Annotated in this window: 18 protein-coding genes; 9 read left to right on the top strand and 9 right to left on the bottom strand. The window is 63.8% G+C overall.

The genetic code is table 11. From position 1 onward, the window contains the following. Window positions 1-2: 2 nt before the first annotated feature. The 3 genes from AC1Q5W_RS11930 to AC1Q5W_RS11920 all read right to left on the bottom strand — a co-directional run bounded on the left by AC1Q5W_RS11930 (window position 3) and on the right by AC1Q5W_RS11920 (window position 2,034). Complete coding sequence (locus AC1Q5W_RS11930; protein ID WP_492644422.1) at window positions 3-665, bottom strand: SPOR domain-containing protein; 663 nt, start codon at window positions 663-665, stop codon at window positions 3-5. A 4-nt stretch (window positions 666-669) separates the two neighbouring features. Continuing rightward, window positions 670-1,461 carry a biotin--[acetyl-CoA-carboxylase] ligase gene (locus tag AC1Q5W_RS11925; protein WP_492644423.1) on the bottom strand — a complete coding sequence of 264 codons (792 nt, stop codon included), beginning with the start codon at window positions 1,459-1,461 and terminating at the stop codon, window positions 670-672. Between the two features lie 78 nt (window positions 1,462-1,539). Further along, window positions 1,540-2,034, bottom strand: a complete 495-nt coding sequence (locus tag AC1Q5W_RS11920; RefSeq protein WP_492644424.1) for an SET domain-containing protein — start codon at window positions 2,032-2,034, stop codon at window positions 1,540-1,542. Window positions 2,035-2,134: 100 nt separating this feature from the next. Between AC1Q5W_RS11920 and AC1Q5W_RS11915 the strand changes: the two genes are divergently transcribed. Genes AC1Q5W_RS11915 through AC1Q5W_RS11900 form a run of 4 tightly spaced genes read left to right on the top strand, consistent with a single transcriptional unit; the run spans window position 2,135 to window position 6,807 of the window. Continuing rightward, a complete protein-coding gene (locus tag AC1Q5W_RS11915; protein WP_492644425.1) occupies window positions 2,135-5,083 on the top strand; it encodes a DNA topoisomerase III in 2,949 nt (982 codons plus the stop codon). Between the two features lie 35 nt (window positions 5,084-5,118). Further along, window positions 5,119-6,069, top strand: coding sequence for a glycosyltransferase family 2 protein (locus AC1Q5W_RS11910; RefSeq protein ID WP_492644426.1), 951 nt, complete (start codon window positions 5,119-5,121; stop codon window positions 6,067-6,069). 2 nt (window positions 6,070-6,071) lie between these two features. Then, window positions 6,072-6,485, top strand: coding sequence for a GtrA family protein (locus AC1Q5W_RS11905; protein WP_492644427.1), 414 nt, complete (start codon window positions 6,072-6,074; stop codon window positions 6,483-6,485). Further along, window positions 6,478-6,807: a hypothetical protein gene (locus tag AC1Q5W_RS11900; RefSeq protein ID WP_492644428.1), complete on the top strand. Its 330-nt coding sequence runs from the start codon at window positions 6,478-6,480 to the stop codon at window positions 6,805-6,807. Before AC1Q5W_RS11905 ends, AC1Q5W_RS11900 begins: the two co-directional genes overlap by 8 nt. 11 nt (window positions 6,808-6,818) lie before the next feature. Here the strand turns inward: AC1Q5W_RS11900 and AC1Q5W_RS11895 are convergent, their stop codons facing one another. The 3 genes from AC1Q5W_RS11895 to AC1Q5W_RS11885 form a co-directional block, all read right to left on the bottom strand. After that, on the bottom strand, window positions 6,819-8,327 hold the full coding sequence (locus tag AC1Q5W_RS11895; RefSeq protein ID WP_492644429.1) for a hypothetical protein: 1,509 nt from the start codon (window positions 8,325-8,327) through the stop codon (window positions 6,819-6,821). Window positions 8,328-8,356: 29 nt separating this feature from the next. Beyond that, the gene (rarD, locus tag AC1Q5W_RS11890) at window positions 8,357-9,229 is read right to left on the bottom strand and encodes an EamA family transporter RarD (RefSeq protein ID WP_492644430.1); all 873 of its coding nucleotides are present in this window, start codon (window positions 9,227-9,229) and stop codon (window positions 8,357-8,359) included. A gap of 109 nt (window positions 9,230-9,338) precedes the next feature. Next, window positions 9,339-10,526: an MFS transporter gene (locus AC1Q5W_RS11885; RefSeq protein WP_492644431.1), complete on the bottom strand. Its 1,188-nt coding sequence runs from the start codon at window positions 10,524-10,526 to the stop codon at window positions 9,339-9,341. Between the two features lie 94 nt (window positions 10,527-10,620). Here AC1Q5W_RS11885 and AC1Q5W_RS11880 point away from each other — a divergent pair, with 94 nt between their 5' ends. Further along, a complete protein-coding gene (locus AC1Q5W_RS11880) occupies window positions 10,621-11,550 on the top strand; it encodes a LysR family transcriptional regulator (protein ID WP_492644432.1) in 930 nt (309 codons plus the stop codon). Window positions 11,551-11,593: 43 nt separating this feature from the next. Here the strand turns inward: AC1Q5W_RS11880 and gap are convergent, their stop codons facing one another. The 3 genes from gap to AC1Q5W_RS11865 form a co-directional block, all read right to left on the bottom strand. Further along, window positions 11,594-12,592, bottom strand: a complete 999-nt coding sequence (gap, locus tag AC1Q5W_RS11875; RefSeq protein ID WP_492644433.1) for a type I glyceraldehyde-3-phosphate dehydrogenase — start codon at window positions 12,590-12,592, stop codon at window positions 11,594-11,596. Window positions 12,593-12,621: 29 nt separating this feature from the next. After that, window positions 12,622-14,682: a transketolase gene (tkt, locus tag AC1Q5W_RS11870; protein ID WP_492644434.1), complete on the bottom strand. Its 2,061-nt coding sequence runs from the start codon at window positions 14,680-14,682 to the stop codon at window positions 12,622-12,624. A 122-nt stretch (window positions 14,683-14,804) separates the two neighbouring features. Further along, a complete protein-coding gene (locus AC1Q5W_RS11865; RefSeq protein WP_492644435.1) occupies window positions 14,805-15,410 on the bottom strand; it encodes a hypothetical protein in 606 nt (201 codons plus the stop codon). A gap of 82 nt (window positions 15,411-15,492) precedes the next feature. Between AC1Q5W_RS11865 and AC1Q5W_RS11860 the strand changes: the two genes are divergently transcribed. Genes AC1Q5W_RS11860 through AC1Q5W_RS11845 form a run of 4 tightly spaced genes read left to right on the top strand, consistent with a single transcriptional unit; the run spans window position 15,493 to window position 20,069 of the window. Then, window positions 15,493-16,614 (top strand): NADH:flavin oxidoreductase/NADH oxidase, encoded by a 1,122-nt coding sequence (locus AC1Q5W_RS11860; protein WP_492644436.1) that lies wholly within the window; start codon window positions 15,493-15,495, stop codon window positions 16,612-16,614. 8 nt (window positions 16,615-16,622) lie between these two features. Beyond that, a complete protein-coding gene (locus tag AC1Q5W_RS11855; RefSeq protein WP_492644437.1) occupies window positions 16,623-17,816 on the top strand; it encodes a serine hydrolase domain-containing protein in 1,194 nt (397 codons plus the stop codon). A 28-nt stretch (window positions 17,817-17,844) separates the two neighbouring features. Beyond that, the gene (locus AC1Q5W_RS11850) at window positions 17,845-18,669 is read left to right on the top strand and encodes a nucleotidyltransferase family protein (protein ID WP_492644438.1); all 825 of its coding nucleotides are present in this window, start codon (window positions 17,845-17,847) and stop codon (window positions 18,667-18,669) included. A 14-nt stretch (window positions 18,670-18,683) separates the two neighbouring features. Next, window positions 18,684-20,069 (top strand): aminopeptidase P N-terminal domain-containing protein, encoded by a 1,386-nt coding sequence (locus AC1Q5W_RS11845; protein WP_492644439.1) that lies wholly within the window; start codon window positions 18,684-18,686, stop codon window positions 20,067-20,069. The last annotated feature ends 74 nt before the right edge of the window (window positions 20,070-20,143 follow it).

Here is a 20,143-nt window from a genome sequence, read left to right as displayed (position 1 = left end):
CGCTAGCCGTTGCAGCTGTGCAGCGACTTGCCTGCCAGCGCGGGCTTGATGTCACCCAGCCGCGTCTTCATGGCCTCGGTCAGCGCGGGCAAGCGGAGCTGATTGGCCCGGCCTTCCGCACGCTCCTGCACCACCCGCGCCGTGCGGATGCCGCGCTTGCCCAGCCGGCCGAGCTCGGCCGTCGCCGCCGCCTGGGTGGAGAAATTGCCCAGCGACAGGCCCGGCTCCAGCGCCGGGTTGAGCAGGGGCTGCGGCTTGAGGCCTAGACCCGTCAGCTCGTTGCGTTTTTTGGCCAGTGCCTCCGCCTGGGGAAACTTGCCCATGTACACAATCCAGCGGGCCGGCTCCACCACCGGGTCAAACTGCCAGGCACCGGGCGCCAGCGTGGACTCCAGCGCGCGGCGCAGGGTCGCGGTCTGCTCCTCGTCAAAGGGACCGGCCTGCCAGCACTCCCGGGGCGCCAGATCGGCCTGCGCCTGGACTTCCGCCCGCTTGGACTCTGTGGCGGACAGCACCCGCAGCGCGTCGGGCTTGATCTGCTGCGCTAGGCGCTGCGGTTCCCGTTGCTGGGTCGGCGCAAACCCGTAGGCGCGCATCCAGCCCCCGCTCCAGGCGAAGTACGCACCGTTGGCAAGGATCAGGGCCAGTACAAGCAGTCGCAGCATAGGTTCAAGGCGCGGAGGCGGTGGGTGGGGCGGCAGGACGCACGCTGACCTCCGCACTGGTGATTTTCTTCAGCCCGGCCGCAGTGTGCACCAGCAGGGCGCCACTGGCATCCACGCCGCGCGCCGTGCCGGTCAGGCCGTCGCTGCATTCCACCTCACGACCGTAGAGCAGGTCGCGTGCGTGGTACGCCGGGCGCAGCGGCGCAAAGCCCTGGGCCGCGAAACGCTGGATCGCGCGCACCAGGGGCGCTGCCACGCGCTCCAGCGCAGCCGGCGCATCCACCCCGGGCAGCACCTCGGTCAGTGCGGCCGGCGGCGTTCGCAAGCCCTCGGCGTCCCGTGCGGCGATGTTGATGCCCACACCGATGACGGCATACCGCGCGTCGCCCACACTGGCGGTCTCGATCAGGATGCCGGCCAGCTTGCGGTCCTGCAGCCACACGTCGTTGGGCCACTTGAGCTGCAGCGCCGGGTGCAGGCTTTCCACCACCGCCAGCCCGACGGCCAGCGATAGGCCGGACCAGTCCGTCGGCGCGAGCGGCAAGCCCAGCGAGAAGGTCAGGGACGGTAGTGCCCCGGAGGCAGCCTCGCCGCTGACCCAGGTGCGCCCCAGGCGCCCCCGGCCCGCGCTCTGGCGCTCGGCCACCAGCAGGATCGGCTCCAGCCGGCCGGCACGGGCACGGCGCATCAGCTCGGTGTTGGTCGAATCGATCTCGGGCAGCACCTCCACGGTGAAGCCTGGCAGCCGGGGCTCCACGGCCTCCCAGATCGCCTCGGCAGGCCAGACAGTCCCCACGCCTGTCGCCGCGCGTGCGGCGCTGCCCCCCGGGGGGGCCTTCGCACCTTGGGACGACCCTGCGGTGCTCATCCTGGCTCAGTCCTTGGCGCGCCGCTTGGGCGCCAGCAGCGTGCCGCGGCAGTTCTTAGAGCCGCACCAGCAGGGGTACTCTGCCTTGAGCTTGGGGGTGTAGCGCTCGTCGATGATCAGGCCGTAGTCGTAGTTCAGCTCCTCACCGGCCCGGATGTTGCGCAACGCCTTGATGAAGACGCGGCCGTCGACCTCGTCGGCCTCACAGTTGCCGTCGCAGGAATGGTTGATCCAGCGCGAGGAGTTGCCGCCATACAGCGCGTCGATGACATCGCCGTTTTCCAGGGAAAAGTAGAACGTGTGGTTGGGGTCCTTGGGGTCATGCGGATGGCGGTGCTGGGCTTCCTCCCAGCTGATGACCTCGCCCACGTACTCGATGATGGTTTCGCCTTCGGCAATGTCCTGCACGGCAAACACCCCCTTGCCATGCACACCAGAGCGCCGGGCCTGGATGCGGCGGTTGGAAGAGGGGCTGGCGGAAATCTCGGGTTTTTTTGCCACGGCTCAAAAATTTGGTATGGTGAATCGTATGGGCGCGCATGGGCGCGCCTGCGTGTGTGGGCGCGCACCTGCGCGCACGCGAGAACTGGATTGTAGTCAGATGAAAACATTGGTCATTGCAGAAAAGCCATCGGTCGCCCAAGACATCGTGCGGGCGCTCACACCCACCGCTGGCAAATTCGAGAAGCACGACGAATATTTCGAGAGCGACACCTACGTGGTCTCCAGCGCCGTGGGCCACCTGGTGGAGATCCAGGCCCCCGAGGAATTTGACGTCAAGCGCGGCAAGTGGAGTTTTGCCAACCTGCCGGTGATTCCCCCGCACTTTGACCTGAAGCCGGTGGACAAGACCAAGACGCGCCTGAACGCCGTGGTGAAGCTGGCCAAGCGCAAGGACGTGGGCCAGCTGGTGAACGCCTGCGACGCGGGCCGCGAAGGGGAGCTGATCTTCCGCCTGATCGAGCAGTACGCCGGTGGTGCAAAACCCCTGGGCAAGCCGGTCAGCCGCCTGTGGCTGCAGTCCATGACACCACAGGCCATCCGCGACGGTTTCGAGAACCTGCGCAGCAACGAGCAGATGCAGCCGCTGGCCGATGCCGCCCGTTGCCGCTCCGAGGCCGACTGGCTGGTGGGCATCAACGGCACGCGCGCCATGACCGCGTTCAACTCGCGCGATGGCGGCTTCTTCCTGACGACGGTGGGCCGGGTGCAGACGCCCACGCTGTCGGTGGTGGTGGAACGCGAAGAGCAAATCCGCAAGTTCATCAGCCGTGACTACTGGGAAATCCATGCCAGCTTCCACGCGGCTGCCGGCGAATACCCCGCCAAGTGGTTCAACCCCGCGCACAAGAAAGACGCCGACGACGCCGAGAAAAAAGCCGACCGAGTCTGGTCCCAGCACGAAGCCCAGGCCATTGCCGACGCCGTGCGCGGCCAGCCGGCCACCGTCACCGAAGAGAGCAAGCCCACCACGCAAGCCAGCCCCATGCTGTTCGACCTGACCAGCCTGCAGCGCGAGGCCAATGGCAAGTTTGGCTACTCGGCCAAGACCACGCTGTCCATCGCGCAAAGCCTGTACGAGCGCCACAAGGCGCTGACCTACCCGCGTACCGACTCACGCCACCTGCCCGAAGACTATGTGCCGGTGGTCAAGGACACGTTTGCCATGCTGGCCGACAGCGGCATGAAGCACCTGGCCCCGTTCGCCGCCCAGGCCGTCAAGGGCAGCTACGTCAAACCCAGCAAGCGTATTTTCGACAACGCCAAGGTGTCGGATCACTTTGCCATCATCCCCACGCTGCAGGCGCCCAGCGGCCTGTCGGAAGCCGAGCAGAAGATTTACGACCTGGTGGTGCGCCGCTTCATGGCCATCTTCTTCCCCAGTGCCGAATACCAGGTGACGACGCGCATCACGACCGCCGCCAGCCACGCCTTCAGGACCGAAGGCAAGGTGCTGGTCAAGCCGGGCTGGCTGGCCATCTACGGCAGGGAAGCGGCTGAAGAGGTGGAGGACGCCAAGGAAGGCGACAAGGGCCAGAACCTGGTGCCCGTGGCACCCGGTGAAAAGGTCAAGGGCGACCCGGTGGACCCCAAGGGCCTCAAGACCCGCCCCCCCGCACGCTACTCCGAAGCCACCTTGCTGGGCGCCATGGAAGGCGCGGGCAAGACCGTGGAAGACGACGAGCTGCGCGAAGCCATGCAGGAAAAAGGCCTGGGCACGCCAGCCACGCGCTCTTCCATCATTGAAGGTCTGATCGCCGAGAAGTACATGCTGCGCGAAGGCCGCGAGCTGATTCCCACCGCCAAGGCCTTCCAGCTCATGACGCTGCTGCGGGGCCTGGGTGTGGAAGAACTCTCCAAGGCCGAACTCACCGGCGAATGGGAATACAAGCTGGCCCAGATGGAGCACGGCAAGATGAGCCGCGCAGCCTTCATGGCCGAGATCGCCTCCATGACCGAGCGCATGGTGAAGAAGGCCAAGGAATACGACCGCGACACCATCCCCGGCGACTACGCCACCCTGACCGCCCCCTGCCCCAACTGCGGCGGCGTGGTCAAGGAAAACTACCGCCGCTACACCTGCACTGGCAAGAGCGGTGACACCGAGGGTTGCGGCTTCTCCTTCGGCAAGTCCCCCGCCGGGCGCACCTTCGAGGTGGCCGAGGTCGAGCAGTTCCTGCGCGACAAGCACATCGGACCGCTGGACGGCTTCCGCTCCAAGGCCGGCTGGCCCTTCGTGGCCGAGATGGTCATCAAGTACGACGACGAGACCAAGAACTACAAGCTCGAATTCGACTTCGGCGACGACAAGGCCGGCGAGGACAGCGGCGAGATCATCGACTTCTCGGGCCAGGAATCCCTGGGTACCTGCCCCAAGTGCGGCGGCTCGGTGTTCGAGCACGGCAAGAACTACGTTTGCGACCGTTCGGTGCCCACCCATGCCCACCCCACGCCCACCTGTGACTTCAAGAGCGGCCAGATCATCCTGCAGCAACCCATTGAACGCGCGCAGATGCAAAAGCTGCTGGCCACCGGCAAGACCGATCTGCTGGACAAGTTTGTCTCCATGCGCACCCGGCGCGCCTTCAAGGCCATGCTGGCGTGGGACGCGGAGGCTGGCAAGGTGAATTTCGAGTTCGCACCCTCCAAGTTCCCGCCTCGCAAGACAGCCGGCAAGCCGGCAACCGCTACCAAAACAGGAGCTGCACGCGCAGCAAAGACGGGCGCTGCAGCCAAGAAAGCACCTGCAAAGAAGACAGCAGGAACCAAGGCGGCCGCTGCCAAGACGGCCAAACCCAAGGCCCCGCGCAAGGCCAGCACCGCCGCCGGCCTGCAACCCAGCGCGGCGCTGGCAGCGGTCATTGGCAACGAACCGGTGGCCCGCACCCAGGTCATCAAGAAGTTGTGGGACTACATCAAGGCCAACGGCCTGCAGGACGCCACCAACAAGCGCGCCATCAACGCCGATGCCAAGCTGCTGGCCGTGTTTGGCAAGCCGCAGGTCACCATGTTTGAACTCGCCGGCCTGGCCGGCAAGCACCTGGGCTGAGTGCCCAAAATGATGACATTCGTGTATTTTAAAAAATGAAAAAACTTGTCTCGATCGTTGCCCCATTCTTCAACGAGGCAGAAGGAGTTGGACTGTACTTTTCTCGACTTGATAACGTCGTAAAGAGTTTGATAGATTTCAATTTTGAATTTGTGTGCGTTGACGACGGCAGTGACGACGCTACGTTGTCATTGTTAATACAGCATGCTGCTATTGACAGCCGTATTCGCGTGGTGGAATTAACAAGAAATTTCGGGAAAGAGGCTGCACTAACAGCTGGCCTTGATGCAGCAACGGGCGACGCGGTTATTCCGATCGACGCTGACCTGCAAGATCCTCCTGAACTGATTAAGCAAATGCTTGAAGCGTGGGCAAAAGGCGCGGAAGTAGTATTGGCTCGACGGGTGGACCGCAGCTCGGATACTTTTCTTAAACGCAAAAGTGCCGAATTTTTCTACAAAATTCACAATCACTTCTCCAGCGTCAAAATTCCAGCTAATGTAGGGGACTTTCGTTTAATAGATCGAACAGTAGTGCAGGCCCTGCAGCGCTTGCCAGAGCGGCAACGGTTTATGAAGGGACTGTTCGCATGGGTAGGATTTAAAACGGTCACACTTGATTACATTCGCGAGGCACGGTCTGCAGGGAATTCCAAATTTTCAGGATGGAAGCTGTGGAATTTTGCTTTAGAAGGCATTACCAGTTTCAGCACCTCACCGCTCAAAATTTGGTCCTATTTGGGCGGTCTAGGTGCACTCTGCAGTTTGGTTTATGCGTTGTTTATTGTGGCACGCACGCTAATACACGGCATTGACCTACCGGGTTATGCTTCATTGTTAGTTTCAGTTATCTTCTTTGGCAGCGTGCAACTCTTGGGTATTGGCATGCTAGGGGAGTACGTTGGTCGCATATATATGGAGAGCAAACAACGTCCGCTTTACATTGTACGCAAGACGTATCGTGAACCAGTTCAGCACCTAGAGTAAAAATGATCACTAGGCGTGCAATACGTTTCGGCCTGACGGGTATTTTGAATACGGTCGTACACGCTGTCACAGCCAGTCTGTGGATTCATGCGGTGCACCCCAACTCCAGCGTCGCCAATGGCGTAGCTTTCACGGTTGCCACCCTATTTTCATTCACTGTCAATACACTTTGGAGCTTTTCGCAGCCCTTAGATAGGGTCGTTTTTATTAGGTTCTTTGTCGTTGCACTACTTGGACTTCCGCTGTCAGCGGGCATCGCTGCGGTAGTGGACTGGCTCGGATATAGTTACGTGTATGGGATTGCTGCCGTAGTATGTTTACTGCCACCTGTAAACTTCGTTCTGCACAATTTCTGGACTTACCGAGTCGCTTACGACGACACCTCAATCCATCAACAGATAATAAATCATGAGTGATCCAGCACGCGTGGAAACGAGTTTTGTAACCAAAGTTATCGTCGTGGTTGTTGCCATTGGCGCCTTGGTCTCTTTTCTGACACCGAACACAGACGGTTTGAAGCGCTTTGATACCCCCGTCAATCAGCTATTTCTGCTTTCATTTATTCAGAATCCCGAAGGTCTCTACATGGTTAGCGAGATTTGGGAAAACGAAAAACGCTACGATTTTGCCATCCGAGAAATGCGACTGGCTATCGGCTTGCTCGAAATGCACAATGCTGATGCGACTGTGCTCAAACGCTACAAAGACCGCCTGGCCAAGTTAACAGCAAAAGAATAAGCGCGAGCAGCTTAAGACTGCGTCACTGTAAATCGATACTGGTTGAAATCCAAACGGATATCACAGGGAACGGAACTGAGATTCTTATAGCGGTAGGTGATGGACTTGCCCAACAACTCACTCAGATACCCTGACCAGTACCCCTCATCCCCGGAAACTTTTTCGGGAGCATGTACACCGCACACAACCGTTGTTCCGCTTACACCCATCGGTTGCTTGTGCAAATCAGCAATCGCCTGAACCCACAACTTGCTGTCTAACCGATTAGTTTCGGCCAGATTTCCCCAGCGAAGGTAGTTATCACACGCCGACGTAGCGAGTACCGAAAGCACCAAAAAGAACAATGCTTTTTCTTGCATAGCCTTGCGACCACCCACCAAAGATAGCACACCCAAACTCACGACAATTGCTAAAGGAAACGCGCTGAAATAGTTACCGACGTAATGAGGATCTTCGGCTGCCCACTGCCGGTATCCTTCCACGAAACCATGCAACAAATTCGGACAAAAAACATAGAAAATTAAAACTGTCAGGCTCCACTTCCTGTAGAGAAGATTTGGATATTTTTTGTCTCGAATAGCTGGCAGGAGCAAAAAGCTTGCAACAAAAATGCAGGTCGCATAGACGAGCGCCAACACCAAATTATGAGGGGCAGAAATACCTTCGAAATAATTGGTTAACGCTTTAATCTGGAAGTGGAACCCATTAACGGAAAATTTATAGACTGTAATTGCGATATCAATAGCGCTCCCTGAACTATCCAACCCGCGTCCGGAGGTTGGCTGAGAACGTCGATAGATAAAGTACGTCACTATGTAAGCCGCGACGACCACGAGAAGCATCCAATTGCGTCGCAGAAACAACAATAGCAATTGCCACCAATCTCTCAGCTGCAAATGACTGCGTGACTCAGAAAAATACCGAAATAAAAACAGCGCCGGATACACACCCGCGTAAAACAGCATGGGCTCGTACGCCAATAGCGAGAAAGCAAATAGCACATATGGGCCAATGATGGTCCGCTTGGATCGATCACCATCAAGGATTTTCAGGTACCAGACAAAGCTCATGAACATCACTGCAAACTGCAGATTGAACATCATCAAATAACCGTGAAATGGACTGTAATAACCAGGGCTTACATCGATTAAAGCCAGCCACACCAAGCCCGCAAACAAGCCTGTCGGTAAATTGACCAGACAGACGCAAAAGAATACGAACGACAGGAACACGCTTCCATTCACCAAAATTTTGATGACATTGGCAGCTTCCCAGCTACCCAAGCGATACGGAATGGTTGCCAAAGTGTTAATCGGAATCAGCCAAAATCGTCCTTGGGCTGATGCGGTTTGTAAATTCATATCCCATGTAGATCGAATGATCCACGGGTCATCGGAATTGGATAGCATCATTCCCCAGTGCTGGCCCAGTAATAGCGCGAGGGCAAAAAGAACAAGAATTACAGACACCCACTCAATCGCTGTGCGCGGGCTGTAGCGTGCAGATTCACTTGAATTCATAGCTGAATAGTACGGTTTGTTTCTTGTGGTTACCGACGCTGCGTGCTGGCCCACCAGCCCTCGGCGCTGTACACCAGCAGCGCCACCCAGATCAGCACAAACCCCACGGCACGGCGGGCATCAAAGGCCTCGCCATACAGCCACACGCCCAGCAGCAGCAGCATGCTGGGTGCGATGTACTGCAGCAACCCCAGCGTGGCCATGGAAACCCGGCGCGCACCGGCGGCAAACAGCAGCAAGGGAATGGCGGTAATGGGCCCGGCCAGCACCAGCCAGCCCAGTGTGGCGGCGTCGCCCTGCACCAGGGCGCCCTGGCCCTGCCAGGCCCACCAGGCCAGCAGGCCGGCCGCAAAGGGGGCCAGCAGCAGGGTCTCCAGCGCCAGACCCTCCAGCGCGCCCAGCGGCGCCACCTTGCGCAGCAGGCCGTAAAAGCCGAAGGTCAGCGCCAGCAGCACCGCCACCCAGGGCAGGCGGCCGGCCTGCACGGTAAGCCACAGCACACCGGCCGCCGCCACGGCCACGGCCACCCACTGGCCCGGACGCGGGCGCTCGTGCAGGAACACAAAACCCAGCGCCACGTTGACCAGCGGCAGGATGAAGTAACCCAGGCTGGCATCGAGCACATGGTCGTTCTGCACCGCCCAGACATACACCGTCCAGTTGGCCACCAGCAGCGTGGCCGACAGCGCGAACGCGCCCAGCACCCGGGGCTGTTGTCGCAGCAGACGCAACCAGGCCCAGCGGCGCAGCACCAGCAGCAGGCAGAGCACGAACACCAGCGACCACACGGTGCGGTGCATCACCACCTCCAGGGCGTTCACTCCCAGCAGTTGCTTGAAGAACAAGGGGAACAGTCCCCAGGCCGTGTAGGCCAGAGCCGCGTAAAAAATGCCAGGATTCATGGTGGGCGATAAACAGAGGGAGAGCAGATGGGTAGTGAGCTTACCCGGCGGCCCTTCCCCGCGTTGGTCTGCGGGTACCGGGCGTGACAGCGCTGCGTGCGTCCCCTGTCTAAAACAACCAGCGCAAACGCACCGCCAACGCCGCAAGCGCGGAGCCCATCGCCAGGATGCACACCCCTATCCACCCCCACTGGCCAAGCGCCACACTGCCCAAGAACGCGCCACTGGACATGCCGGTGAACATGCCGACAAACAGCACCGCGTTCAAACGGCTGCGCGCGTCGGGCTCGATGCTGTAGACGATGGACTGGTGCGCAATCAGCGCGGCCTGCGCACCCAGGTCGAACACCACGGCACCGACCGCAATCAGCCACAGCCGGTCGGTACCCAGCGCCATGGCCAGAAACGCGGCAGCCACCAGTACCGCACCGATGCGGGTGACCCGCTCGGGGCCTTTGCGGTCGGCCATGCGACCTGCCAGCGGCGCGGCCAAAGCGCCCGCAGCACCGGCCAGACCAAAGGCACCCGCTGCGCCACTGCCCAAATGAAACGGCGCGGCGTGCAACATCACCGCCAGCGTGGACCAGAAGGCGCTGAAGCCCACACTCAGCAGGCCCTGTGCCACGGCAGCACGGCGCAGTTCTGCATGGCGGCGCCACAAGGTCACCAGCGAACCCAGCAAGGCCCCATAGCGCATGGTGGTGGTGGGCACAAAACGGGGCAACCGGTACCACACCGCCACACCCAGCAGCGCAATGCTGGTGGCCGCCGCCACAAACATGGTGCGCCAACCCCACTGCTCGGCCACCCAGCCACTGACCACGCGTGACAGCAGGATACCGAGGAGCAGCCCGGTCATGACCGTGCCGACCATCTTGCCGCGGTGGGCGTCGGGCGCCAGTGTCGCCATGGCGGGCACGATGTCCTGTGCCAAGGTAGCGGCCAGGCCAATGGCCAGACTGGCGGCCAGCAGAACGCCCAAGCTCGGTGCCGCAGCGGCCGCCAGGAGGGCCGTTGTCAGCGCAACGGCCTTGCCCAGGATGATGCGGCGGCGGTCATAGCGGTCGCCCAGTGGCGCCAGCAGCAGAATGCCCAGCGCGTAACCCAGTTGGGTCAGCGTGGGCACCAGACCGATCGCACCGGGTGTGGCCTGAAATTCACTACCCAGCACGCCCAGCATGGGCTGGGCGTAGTACAGCGTGGCGGCGCCCAGGCCGGCACCGGTGGCCAGCAAGAGCACCAGGATGGCGGGAATGCCGGTCTGTACTGGTTTATGCGCAATGGATACGGAAGACATGAAAAACTCCTGTTTTTGGGCGATGCGCAAGTGTCTTTCAGACGAAATCTCCTGAGAAGGCCCGCTTTAGGCAGAATTGTTATACGCTAAGCGCATGAAAACTGCGCCCGACCGTATCGAACTCATGCAGACTTTTGTGCGCATTGTGGAGGCGGGCAGCCTGTCGGCGGCGGCGCTGCAAATGGGCGCCACCCAGCCCACGGTGAGCCGGCGCCTGCAGGCGCTGGAGCGCTCGCTGGGCCTGCGCCTGCTGCAGCGCTCTACCCACGCCATGAAGCTGACCGAAGAGGGTGAGCGCTGCTTTGCCCGCGCCAAGGAACTGCTGGGCAATTGGGACGAGTTTGAAGCCGATCTGCGCGGCAGCGCGGAGGTTCCCAAAGGCACGCTGCGGGTCGTTGTGCCGCATGCCATCGGCCAGCAGGAACTGGTGGTGCAACTGGCCGAATACCTGCAACGCCACCCGCGCGTGTCCGTGGAATGGCTGCTGCATGACCGGACACCGGAATTCATTACCGATGGCGTCGACTGCGCCATCCACGTGGGACCCGTAGAAGATCCATCGGTGGTGGCACTCAAGATTGCCGAGATACCGCGCATCGTGGTGGCCTCGCCCGCGCTGCTGGCGCAGACCCCGTTGCCACGGCAGCCCGCCGACTTGGCCCCGCTGCCTTGGCTGGCATTGCGCACGTTCTACCGCAACGACATCACGCTGATTCACACCCAAGGAGAGCAGCACAATCTGGCACTGCAGCCCAGAATGAGCACCGACAGTTTGTTTGCGCTGCGCAATGCGGCGCTGCTGGGCCTGGGCGTCGGAGTGGTGTCAGCCTGGGCGGTGACGGACGATGTGGCCCAGGGCAAGCTCATCCACCTGCTGCCCGAATGGCACGCCGCACCTCTGCCCATCTACCTGCTGTACCCCTACGCCCACTACTACCCCGCCAAGCTGCGGCGCTTTGTCGAGATCATGCGGGCGGCACTGCCGCAGGACATCGTGCCGCGGCCCACACATCTGAAGACATGAAAAAAGCGCCCGAAGGCGCTTCTTGGCGAAGTGGTTGCGGCCTTTACTTGGCGACCACGCGCACCATTTCCAGGCACTTGTTGGAGTAGCCCCACTCGTTGTCGTACCAGCTCACCAGCTTGAGGAAGGTGCCATCCAGGGCGATGGAGGCATCGGCGTCGAAGATGGACGTGCGGGTGTCGCCACGGAAGTCAGTGGCCACCACCTTGTCTTCGGTATAGCCCAGGATGCCTTTCAGCGCGCCTTCGGACTGGGCCTTGATCTCGGCGCAGATGTCCTTCAGGGTGGCTTCCTTGTTCAGTTCCACGGTCAGGTCCACCACCGACACGTCGGAGGTCGGCACGCGGAAGGACATGCCGGTAAGCTTCTTGTTCAGCTCGGGAATGACCACACCCACGGCCTTGGCAGCACCGGTGCTCGACGGAATGATGTTTTCCAGGATGCCGCGGCCGCCGCGCCAGTCCTTGTTGGAGGGGCCGTCCACGGTCTTCTGCGTGGCGGTGGCCGCGTGCACGGTGGTCATCAGGCCGCGCTTGATGCCCCACTTGTTGTGGACCACCATGGCCAGGGGAGCCAGGCAGTTGGTGGTGCAGGAGGCGTTGGAGATGATGGCCTCGCCCTGGTACTTCGCGTGGTTCACACCGAACACGAACATGGGGGTGTCGTCCTTGGAGGGGGCCGACATGATGACCTTCTTGGCGCCTGCGTCAATGTGTTTCTGGGCCGAAGCCTTGTCCAGGAACAGGCCGGTGGATTCGATCACGACGTCGGCGCCGACTTCGTTCCACTTCAGGTTGGCGGGATCGCGCTCCTGCGTCAGGCGGATCTTCTTGCCGTTGATGACCAGGGTGTTGCCCTCGACCGAGACTTCGCCCTTGAAGCGGCCGTGCACGCTGTCGTACTGCAGCATGTAGGCCAGGTACTCCGGCTCCAGCAGGTCGTTGATGCCAACGACTTCGATGTCGCTGAAATTCTGCAGTGCCGAGCGCAGGACGTTGCGTCCGATGCGGCCGAAGCCGTTGATGCCGATTTTGATAGTCATGGTGATTTCCTATAAAAAAACTGAACGGATTACTTCTTCGCCAGCACGGTCTGCACCGTATCGGCCACATTCTCGGGCGTGAAACCAAAGTGCTTGAACAGCACCGGTGCGGGGGCGGATTCGCCGTAGGTGTCGATACCGACCACCGCCGCCACGCCGTATTTCCACCAGCCGTCGCTCACGCCCATTTCCACCGCCACGCGGGGGATTCCGGCGGGCAGCACGGCCGCCTTGTAGGCAGCGCTCTGCGTGTCAAACGTGGTGTTCGAGGGCATGGAGACCACGCGCACGGCAATCTTGCGCTGGGCCAGCAGCTCCTGGGCCTTGAGCGCCAGTTGCACTTCGGAACCGGTGGCGATGAGAACGGCCTGGGCCTTCTTCTTCAGGCCCACTTGCGCCGGCTCAGCCAGCACGTAGGCACCCTTGCTGATGGCGTCCAGGCCACAGGCCTCGGGCGCAGCAGCCGATTCGGCCTTGGGGGCGTAGCTGATGTTCTGGCGCGACAGCAGCAGCGCCGTCGGCTTGGTCCTGTTTTGCAGGGCCACGGTCCAGGCCACGGCGGTCTCGGCCGTATCGCCCGGGCGCCACACGTCCAGGTTGGGGATCAGGCGTAGGGAGGCCGCGTGCTCGATGGACTGGTGCGTGGGGCCGTCTTCACCCAGGCCGATGGAGTCGTGGGTGAAGACATGGATCACGCGCTGCTTCATCAGGGCCGCCATGCGCACGGCGTTGCGGCTGTAGTCGCTGAAGGTGAGGAAGGTGCCACCGTAGGGAATGAAGCCGCCATGTAGCGCCACGCCGTTCATGATGGCGGCCATGCCGAACTCGCGCACGCCGTAGTTGATGTGGCGTCCGCCCTGGCCTTCGGCCGTCTTGACCACGGCACCGTGCATGTCAAAGCGCAGGTTGGGCGTGCTCTTGGTGTTGGTGAGGTTGGAGCCGGTCAGGTCGGCCGAACCGCCCAGCAGTTCGGGCAGGGCGGCCGTGAACGATTCCAGCGCCAGCTGCGAGGCCTTGCGCGAAGCGACCGTCTCGGCCTTGGTATGGGCGGCGATGACGGTGTCGACGGCGGTCTGCACAAAGTGCTTGGGCAGGTCGCCCTTCATGCGGCGCAGCAATTCCTTGGCCAGTTCGGGGTAGGCGGCCTTGTAGGCGGCAAACCGGTCATCCCAGGCCTTTTCGGCAGCGGCGCCCGCAGCCTTGGCGTCCCAGTCGGCATAGACCTCCTTGGGCACCACGAAGGGGGCATGGTTCCAGCCGATGGCGGCGCGGGTGAGCGCGATTTCCTCGGCACCCAGCGGCTCGCCGTGCGCCTTGGCGGTGTTGGCGCGGTTGGGGGAACCAAAGCCGATGGCGGTCTTGCAGATCACCAGCGTGGGGCGGTCGGCAGACTTCTTGGCCTCGGCAATGGCAGCCGAAACCGCGGCAGCGTCGTTGCCGTTGACCGGGCCGATCACGTTCCAGCCGTAGGCCACGAAACGCTGCGCGGTGTTGTCGATGAACCAGGGCGCCACCTGGCCGTCGATGGAGATGCCGTTGTCGTCGTACAGCGCGATCAGCTTGTTGAGCTTCCAGGCGCCGGCCAGGGCGGCTGCTTCGTGGCTGATGCCTTCCATCAGGCAACCGTCACCCATGAACACATAGGTATGGTGGTCCACGACGGCATGGCCTTCGCGGTTGAACTCGGAAGCGAGCAGCTTCTCAGCCAGCGCCATGCCCACGGCATTGGTGATGCCCTGGCCCAGCGGGCCGGTGGTGGTTTCCACGCCGGGGGTGTGCCCGACTTCGGGGTGGCCGGCGGTCTTGCTGTGCAGCTGGCGGAAGGCCTTGAGCTCGCTCATGGGCAGCTTGTAGCCGGTGAGGTGCAGCAGCGCGTAGATCAGCATGGAGCCGTGGCCGTTGGACAGCACGAAACGGTCGCGGTTGAGCCAGTTGGGGTTGGCCGGGTTGTGGCTCAGGTGCTGGCCCCACAGGGCGACCGCCATGTCGGCCATGCCCATGGGGGCGCCGGGGTGTCCGGAGTTGGCTGCTTGAACTGCGTCCATCGCAAGCGCGCGAATTGCGCTTGCCATCTGTTGTGTGTTGGCCATGAAGGGGCGACTCCGGAATAGGGTGGGGCTGGGGGTAAACCCGGTATTTTACCGGCGCGCGCTGCGGGGGCCAAATACCCCGCAATCCCCACCTGGCAAAGGCGCGCGCCGGCGCCCCGCCATCAGACCCCGACCAGCGTGCCGTAGGCCTGGCGCGTCTGCGGCGAGACGGCGGCCAGAACCTGCTCGTACGCCGTCTTGTGCCGCGCCAGCAGACGGGCCGAGGCCAGGGCCCGGGACTTGCAGAACCAGTGGCAGCTGTGCTGCATCAGGTACAGCTCGGCGGTCAGGGTAAAGGCCTTGTCCTTGATCGAACGCTGCGCGCGGTTGGCCACCACATTGGCAATCCCGTTGGCGTGCACGCTCAGAACCTTGCGCAGGTCAAACGTGGCCGCCGGAAACCACTGCGCCGCGTAGGGCAGGCCGATGGCCAGCGTGCTCACGCGGGCCTGCGCAGCGTCCACGGTGGCGAATTCGGCGGCAAACCGGGTGAACTGTTCGGCCAGCTGCACTTCCGAGATGTGCAGCAGGTTCCAGATCTGTTCGCGGCGCTGCGGGTCTTCCTCGCCCAGCGCCCGCAGGTAGCCTTCGGTCAGGTTCTCCATCAGCTTCTCGATCTGGTACTGCCCCAGGTGGCTGCCCAGCAAGGCAATGCGCTGCCTTTCGTCCCGGGATTTGAGCAGGTAGGCCCCCACGGCGAACAGGATCAGCAGGACAAGAATTTGCATGGTGCAGCGCGGTCGTGGTGGTTGGGGGGATAGCCAGAGTGTAGTCATAGCCCCCGGCATGGCTTGGGCTATGCTAACTCCCATGAGCCCACTCTTCTCGCCCTTTCACCTGCCATCGCCCCGCGGCGGTTTGACGCTGCCCAACCGCATCGTGGTCGCGCCCATGTGCCAGTACGCCGCCCGAGACGGCTGCGCCACCGACTGGCATCTCATGCACTGGGGCAGCCTGCTCAACAGCGGCGCGGCCCTGTTCACCATCGAGGCCACAGCCGTGCTGCCCGAAGGCCGTATCACCCCGGCCTGCCTGGGCCTGTGGGACGCGCGCACCGAAGCCGCGCTCACCGACACCCTGCAACGCGCCCGCCAGCTGGCGCCCCACACGGCCGTGAGCATCCAGCTCGCCCACGCCGGGCGCAAGGCCTCCAGCGCGCTGCCCTGGGAAGGCGCGCAGCTGCTGTCCCCCGCGCAGGGCGGCTGGGAAACCTTCGGCCCTTCGGCGCTGCCCCACTTGCCCAGCGAAGCGCCCCCCACCGCCATGACTCGGGCTGACATGGACCGGGTGCGCGACGCCTTTGTGGCCGCCGCGCAGCGTGCCCAGCGCGCGGGGGTGGACGCCATCGAGCTGCACGCCGCACACGGCTACCTGCTGCACGAATTCGTCTCGCCCCTGGCCAACCAGCGCAGCGACGCCTATGGCGGCAGTTTCGAGAACCGCATCCGTTTCCCGCTGGAGGTGTTTGCCGCCCTGCGCGCCGCCTACCCGGGGGTGCTGGGCATCCGCATTTCGGCCAGCGACTGGGTGGACGGCGGCTGGGACGTGACGCAAAGCGCCGAGATGGCCCGGCAACTCAAGGCCCTGGGCTGCGACTTCATCCACGTCTCGTCCGGCGGTGTCTCGCCGGCACAGAAGATTGCCCTGGGCCCCGACTACCAGGTGCCGTTCGCGCGCGCCGTGCGCCAGGCCAGCGGCCTGCCCACCATGGCCGTGGGCCTGATCACCCAGCCCCAGCAGGCCGAAGCCATTGTGCAGGCCGGCGATGCCGACCTGGTTGCGCTGGCCCGCGCCTTCCTGTACGAGCCGCGCTGGGGCTGGCATGCCGCCGCCGCGCTGGGTGGCACCGTGCAGGGCCACCCAGCCTACTGGCGCTGCCTGCCGCGCGACGCCCAGGCGGTGTTCGGCAAAGTCTCTGTCGGCATGCGATGAGTCCCGCCGTGCAAGGCCAGGTCGCCCCCGGCTTTGAGCCGCTGGCGCAGCAGTTCGCCCAGGCGTTTGCCCGCGGCGAGGAAATTGGCGCCAGCCTGTGCGTGTACTACCGCGGCGAGCGGGTGGTGGACCTGTGGGGTGGCCTGGCCGACACGGCCACCCGCACCCCCTGGACGGCCGACAGCCTGGTGGTGGTGTTCTCGGTCACCAAGGGCCTGGCTGCCATGGCGCTGAACCTGGCTGCCGAGCGCGGCGCCTTTGACTGGGATGCCCCGGTGGCGCGCTACTGGCCGGCATTTGGTCAGGCGGGCAAGGCGCACATCACGGTGCGCCAGCTATTCAACCACCGCGCCGGCCTGGCAGGCATCGGCATGCCGCTGACACTGGCGCAGTTGTGCGATCCCGCCCAGGCAGCCACTGTGCGCACTGCCCTGGAAACCCAGGCCCCGGCCTGGCACGCCGACACCCAGCAGGGCTACCACGGCCTGAGCTACGGCATGTATGCCAGCGCCTTCTTCGAGCAGGCCTGCGGCGAACCCCTGCACACCTTTCTGCACCGCGAATACCTGGACCCGCTGGAGGCAGACGTATTCCTAGGCACGCCGCCCGAGCAGGACCACCGCATCGCCACGCTGTACCCCGGCTCCACCGCCGGCCGCGTGGGGCGGATGCTGTGGTCTGCCCTGCGCGGGGGCAGCACCGAGGCCCGCGTGGCGCGCTCCTTCCTGCGCGGCAGCCACGCCAAGCAGGCATTCATGAACCCGCCTACCCCCGGCGGCATGGGCATCTACAACCAGCCCCCGGTGCGCCGCCACAACCTGGCCTGGGCCTCGGCCACGGCCACGGCACGCGGGCTGGCCCGCGCCTACGTGCCCTGGTCGCTGGGCGGTGTCTGGCAGGGGCGGCGCTACGTGGCGGAGCAGACCATTGCCCCCCTCCTGCAACGCCAGGGCTGGAGCGCGCAGGATCTGGTGCTGGGCAAGCCGTTGGGCTGGGCACAGGGATTCCTGAAGGAGGACGACGGCGTGTTTTCCCCCAACCGCGCCTCCTTTGGCCACCCCGGCATGGGCGGCGCGCTCGGCTGGTGCGACCCCAGCGCGCAACTGGCCTTTGCCTACACCCTGAACCGCTGCGACTGGCGCATCCGCTCCCCGCGGGCGCTGGCCTTGTGCCAGGCCCTGTACCGGTGCCGCCTGGCGTAGACACCCCCGCACGACACCACGGACCTCCATGAACCCATCTCCCATTGCCGCCATGCTGCTGGCCGCCGGCCGCGGCGAGCGCATGCGCCCGCTGACCGACACCACACCCAAACCGCTGCTCACCGTGCAGGGCAAGCCCCTGATGCAGTGGCCCCTGGAAGCCCTGGCGCAGGGCGGCTTTCAGGACGTGGTGGTGAACACAGCCTGGCTGGGCGCGCAGATCAGCGCGCAATTTGGCAACGTTTTTGCCACCGAACGCCCATCCAATCTGCGTGAGCAGCTATCAAATCAGGAGCAATCCACCCCTTCCCTGCGCCTGCACTACTCGCACGAGGGGCGCGATTTCGGCAGCGCGCTGGAAACCGCCGGCGGCATTGCGCGGGCCCTGCCCCTGTTGTGCCCACCCCACGCCACGGGCGCGGCGGCCGAGGTGTTCTGGGTGCTGGCCGGCGACGTGTTCGCCCCCGACTTCAGCTTCCGCCAGGACGCCGTGGCGCGCTTTGTGGCCAGCGGCAAACTGGCCCATCTGTGGCTGGTGCCCAACCCCGAGCACAACCCGCGCGGCGACTTCGGCCTGGGCCCTCTGGACGCCGACGGCACCGGCCTGGCCCTGAGCCTGCCGGCCGACGACCCGCGCCCCCGCTACACCTACAGCACCATCGGCCTGTACCGAAAGGCGCTGTTTGCGCCGCCCTGGTGCGACATTCCCGCCGGCAACCCGCAGGGCACGTCGGCCGCCCTGGCGCCGCTGCTGCGCGCGGCCATGGCGCAAGCGCGCATCAGCGCCGAGATTTACACTGGCCGCTGGACCGATGTGGGCACCCCGCAACGGCTGGCACAGCTCAACGCCTGAACACACTCCCCGCCATGAACACCACCCTTTACGCGCAACGCCGCGCCGCACTGGCCGCCACCCTGGGCAAAGACGGCATTGCCATCATCCCCACGGCACCCGAGCAGCAGCGCAACCGCGACAACGATTTCCTGTTCCGCCCCGACAGCTACTTCTTCTACCTGTGCGGCTTTGCCGAGCCCCACGCCTGGTTGGTGATCACGGGCGACGGCCAGTCGACCCTGTTTTGCCAGCCCAAGGACCTGGAGCGCGAAATCTGGGACGGTTTTCGCCTGGGGCCCGACGCCGCACCGGCCGCACTGGGCGTGGACGCTGCCCATGCGGTCAGCGAACTCGACACCCGCCTGCCCCGGATGCTGGAGAACCGGGCCGTGGTCTGGTTCCCCTTTGCCACCCACAAGGCGCTGGAAACCCGCGTCGACGGCTGGCTGCAGACCGTGCGCGCCCGCGTGCGGTTCGGCGCCCAGTGCCCCGACCAGCTGCGCGACCTGTGCGGCCCGCTGGACGAGATGCGCCTGGTCAAGGACGCGCAGGAGCAGGCCACCATGCGCCGCGCCGCGCAAATCAGCGCCGGCGCCCACATCCGCGCCATGCGCCGCTCGGCCCAGATGCTGCGCCAGGGCCAGGACGTGCGCGAATACCACCTGGACGCGGAGCTGTTGCACGAGTTCCGCCAGCACGGCTCACAGTACCCGGCCTACGGCTCCATCGTGGCCGCCGGGGCGAACGCCTGCGTGCTGCATTACCGGGCCGACAACGCCCCCATCCGCAATGGCGAGCTGGTGCTGATTGACGCCGGTTGCGAGCTCGACGGCTACGCCAGCGACATCACCCGCACCTTTCCCGCCAATGGAAAATTCACCGGGCCGCAGCGCGCGCTCTACGACCTGGTGCTGGCCAGCCAGGAGGCGGCCATTGCCGCCACGCAACCCGGCGCACGCTTCACCGATCCGCACGAGGCCACGGTCAAGGTGCTGACCCAGGGCATGCTGGATTTGAAACTGCTGGACAAGGACCAGGTCGGCACGCTGGACGACGCCATCCACCACCGCCACTACTTTGCCCACTACATGCACCGCACCAGCCACTGGCTGGGCATGGACGTGCACGACTGCGGCAGCTATGTCGAACCCTCCGAGGTGGGCCAGGTCAGCGAGCGCACGGACCCGCTGTCGGGAGAAACCATCCAGAACCGGCCCAGCCGCATCCTGCGCCCTGGCATGGTGCTCACCATCGAGCCCGGCCTGTACGTGCGCCCGAGCGACCACATCCCCAAGGAGTTCTGGAACATCGGCATCCGCATCGAGGACGACGCCATCGTCACCCCGACCGGCTGCGAGCTGATCTCGCGCGGCGTGCCGGTCAACGCCGACGAGATCGAGGCGCTGATGCGCGGCTGAACGCCGCGTGGCCCGGACTTGCCCCTAGCCGCGGATGCGCCGGGCCTGGTAGCGCGAACGCTGCAGGGCCACGA

It is taken from the genome of Rhodoferax sp. MLSD5-FHT05B10 (genome assembly GCF_058793415.1).
This window is presented reverse-complemented; position numbering and strand designations above follow the sequence as displayed.

Bases quoted from the DNA above. Each gene is read 5' to 3' on its own strand.
- AC1Q5W_RS11930 (WP_492644422.1), bottom strand. From the start codon at position 665: ATGCTGCGACTGCTTGTACTGGCCCTGATCCTTGCCAACGGTGCGTAC.
- AC1Q5W_RS11915 (WP_492644425.1), top strand. From the start codon at position 2,135: ATGAAAACATTGGTCATTGCAGAAAAGCCATCGGTCGCCCAAGACATC.
- AC1Q5W_RS11910 (WP_492644426.1), top strand. From the start codon at position 5,119: ATGAAAAAACTTGTCTCGATCGTTGCCCCATTCTTCAACGAGGCAGAA.
- AC1Q5W_RS11905 (WP_492644427.1), top strand. From the start codon at position 6,072: ATGATCACTAGGCGTGCAATACGTTTCGGCCTGACGGGTATTTTGAAT.
- AC1Q5W_RS11900 (WP_492644428.1), top strand. From the start codon at position 6,478: ATGAGTGATCCAGCACGCGTGGAAACGAGTTTTGTAACCAAAGTTATC.
- AC1Q5W_RS11895 (WP_492644429.1), bottom strand. From the start codon at position 8,327: ATGAATTCAAGTGAATCTGCACGCTACAGCCCGCGCACAGCGATTGAG.
- rarD (WP_492644430.1), bottom strand. From the start codon at position 9,229: ATGAATCCTGGCATTTTTTACGCGGCTCTGGCCTACACGGCCTGGGGA.
- AC1Q5W_RS11885 (WP_492644431.1), bottom strand. From the start codon at position 10,526: ATGTCTTCCGTATCCATTGCGCATAAACCAGTACAGACCGGCATTCCC.
- AC1Q5W_RS11880 (WP_492644432.1), top strand. From the start codon at position 10,621: ATGAAAACTGCGCCCGACCGTATCGAACTCATGCAGACTTTTGTGCGC.
- gap (WP_492644433.1), bottom strand. From the start codon at position 12,592: ATGACTATCAAAATCGGCATCAACGGCTTCGGCCGCATCGGACGCAAC.
- tkt (WP_492644434.1), bottom strand. From the start codon at position 14,682: ATGGCCAACACACAACAGATGGCAAGCGCAATTCGCGCGCTTGCGATG.
- AC1Q5W_RS11865 (WP_492644435.1), bottom strand. From the start codon at position 15,410: ATGCAAATTCTTGTCCTGCTGATCCTGTTCGCCGTGGGGGCCTACCTG.
- AC1Q5W_RS11860 (WP_492644436.1), top strand. From the start codon at position 15,493: ATGAGCCCACTCTTCTCGCCCTTTCACCTGCCATCGCCCCGCGGCGGT.
- AC1Q5W_RS11850 (WP_492644438.1), top strand. From the start codon at position 17,845: ATGAACCCATCTCCCATTGCCGCCATGCTGCTGGCCGCCGGCCGCGGC.
- AC1Q5W_RS11845 (WP_492644439.1), top strand. From the start codon at position 18,684: ATGAACACCACCCTTTACGCGCAACGCCGCGCCGCACTGGCCGCCACC.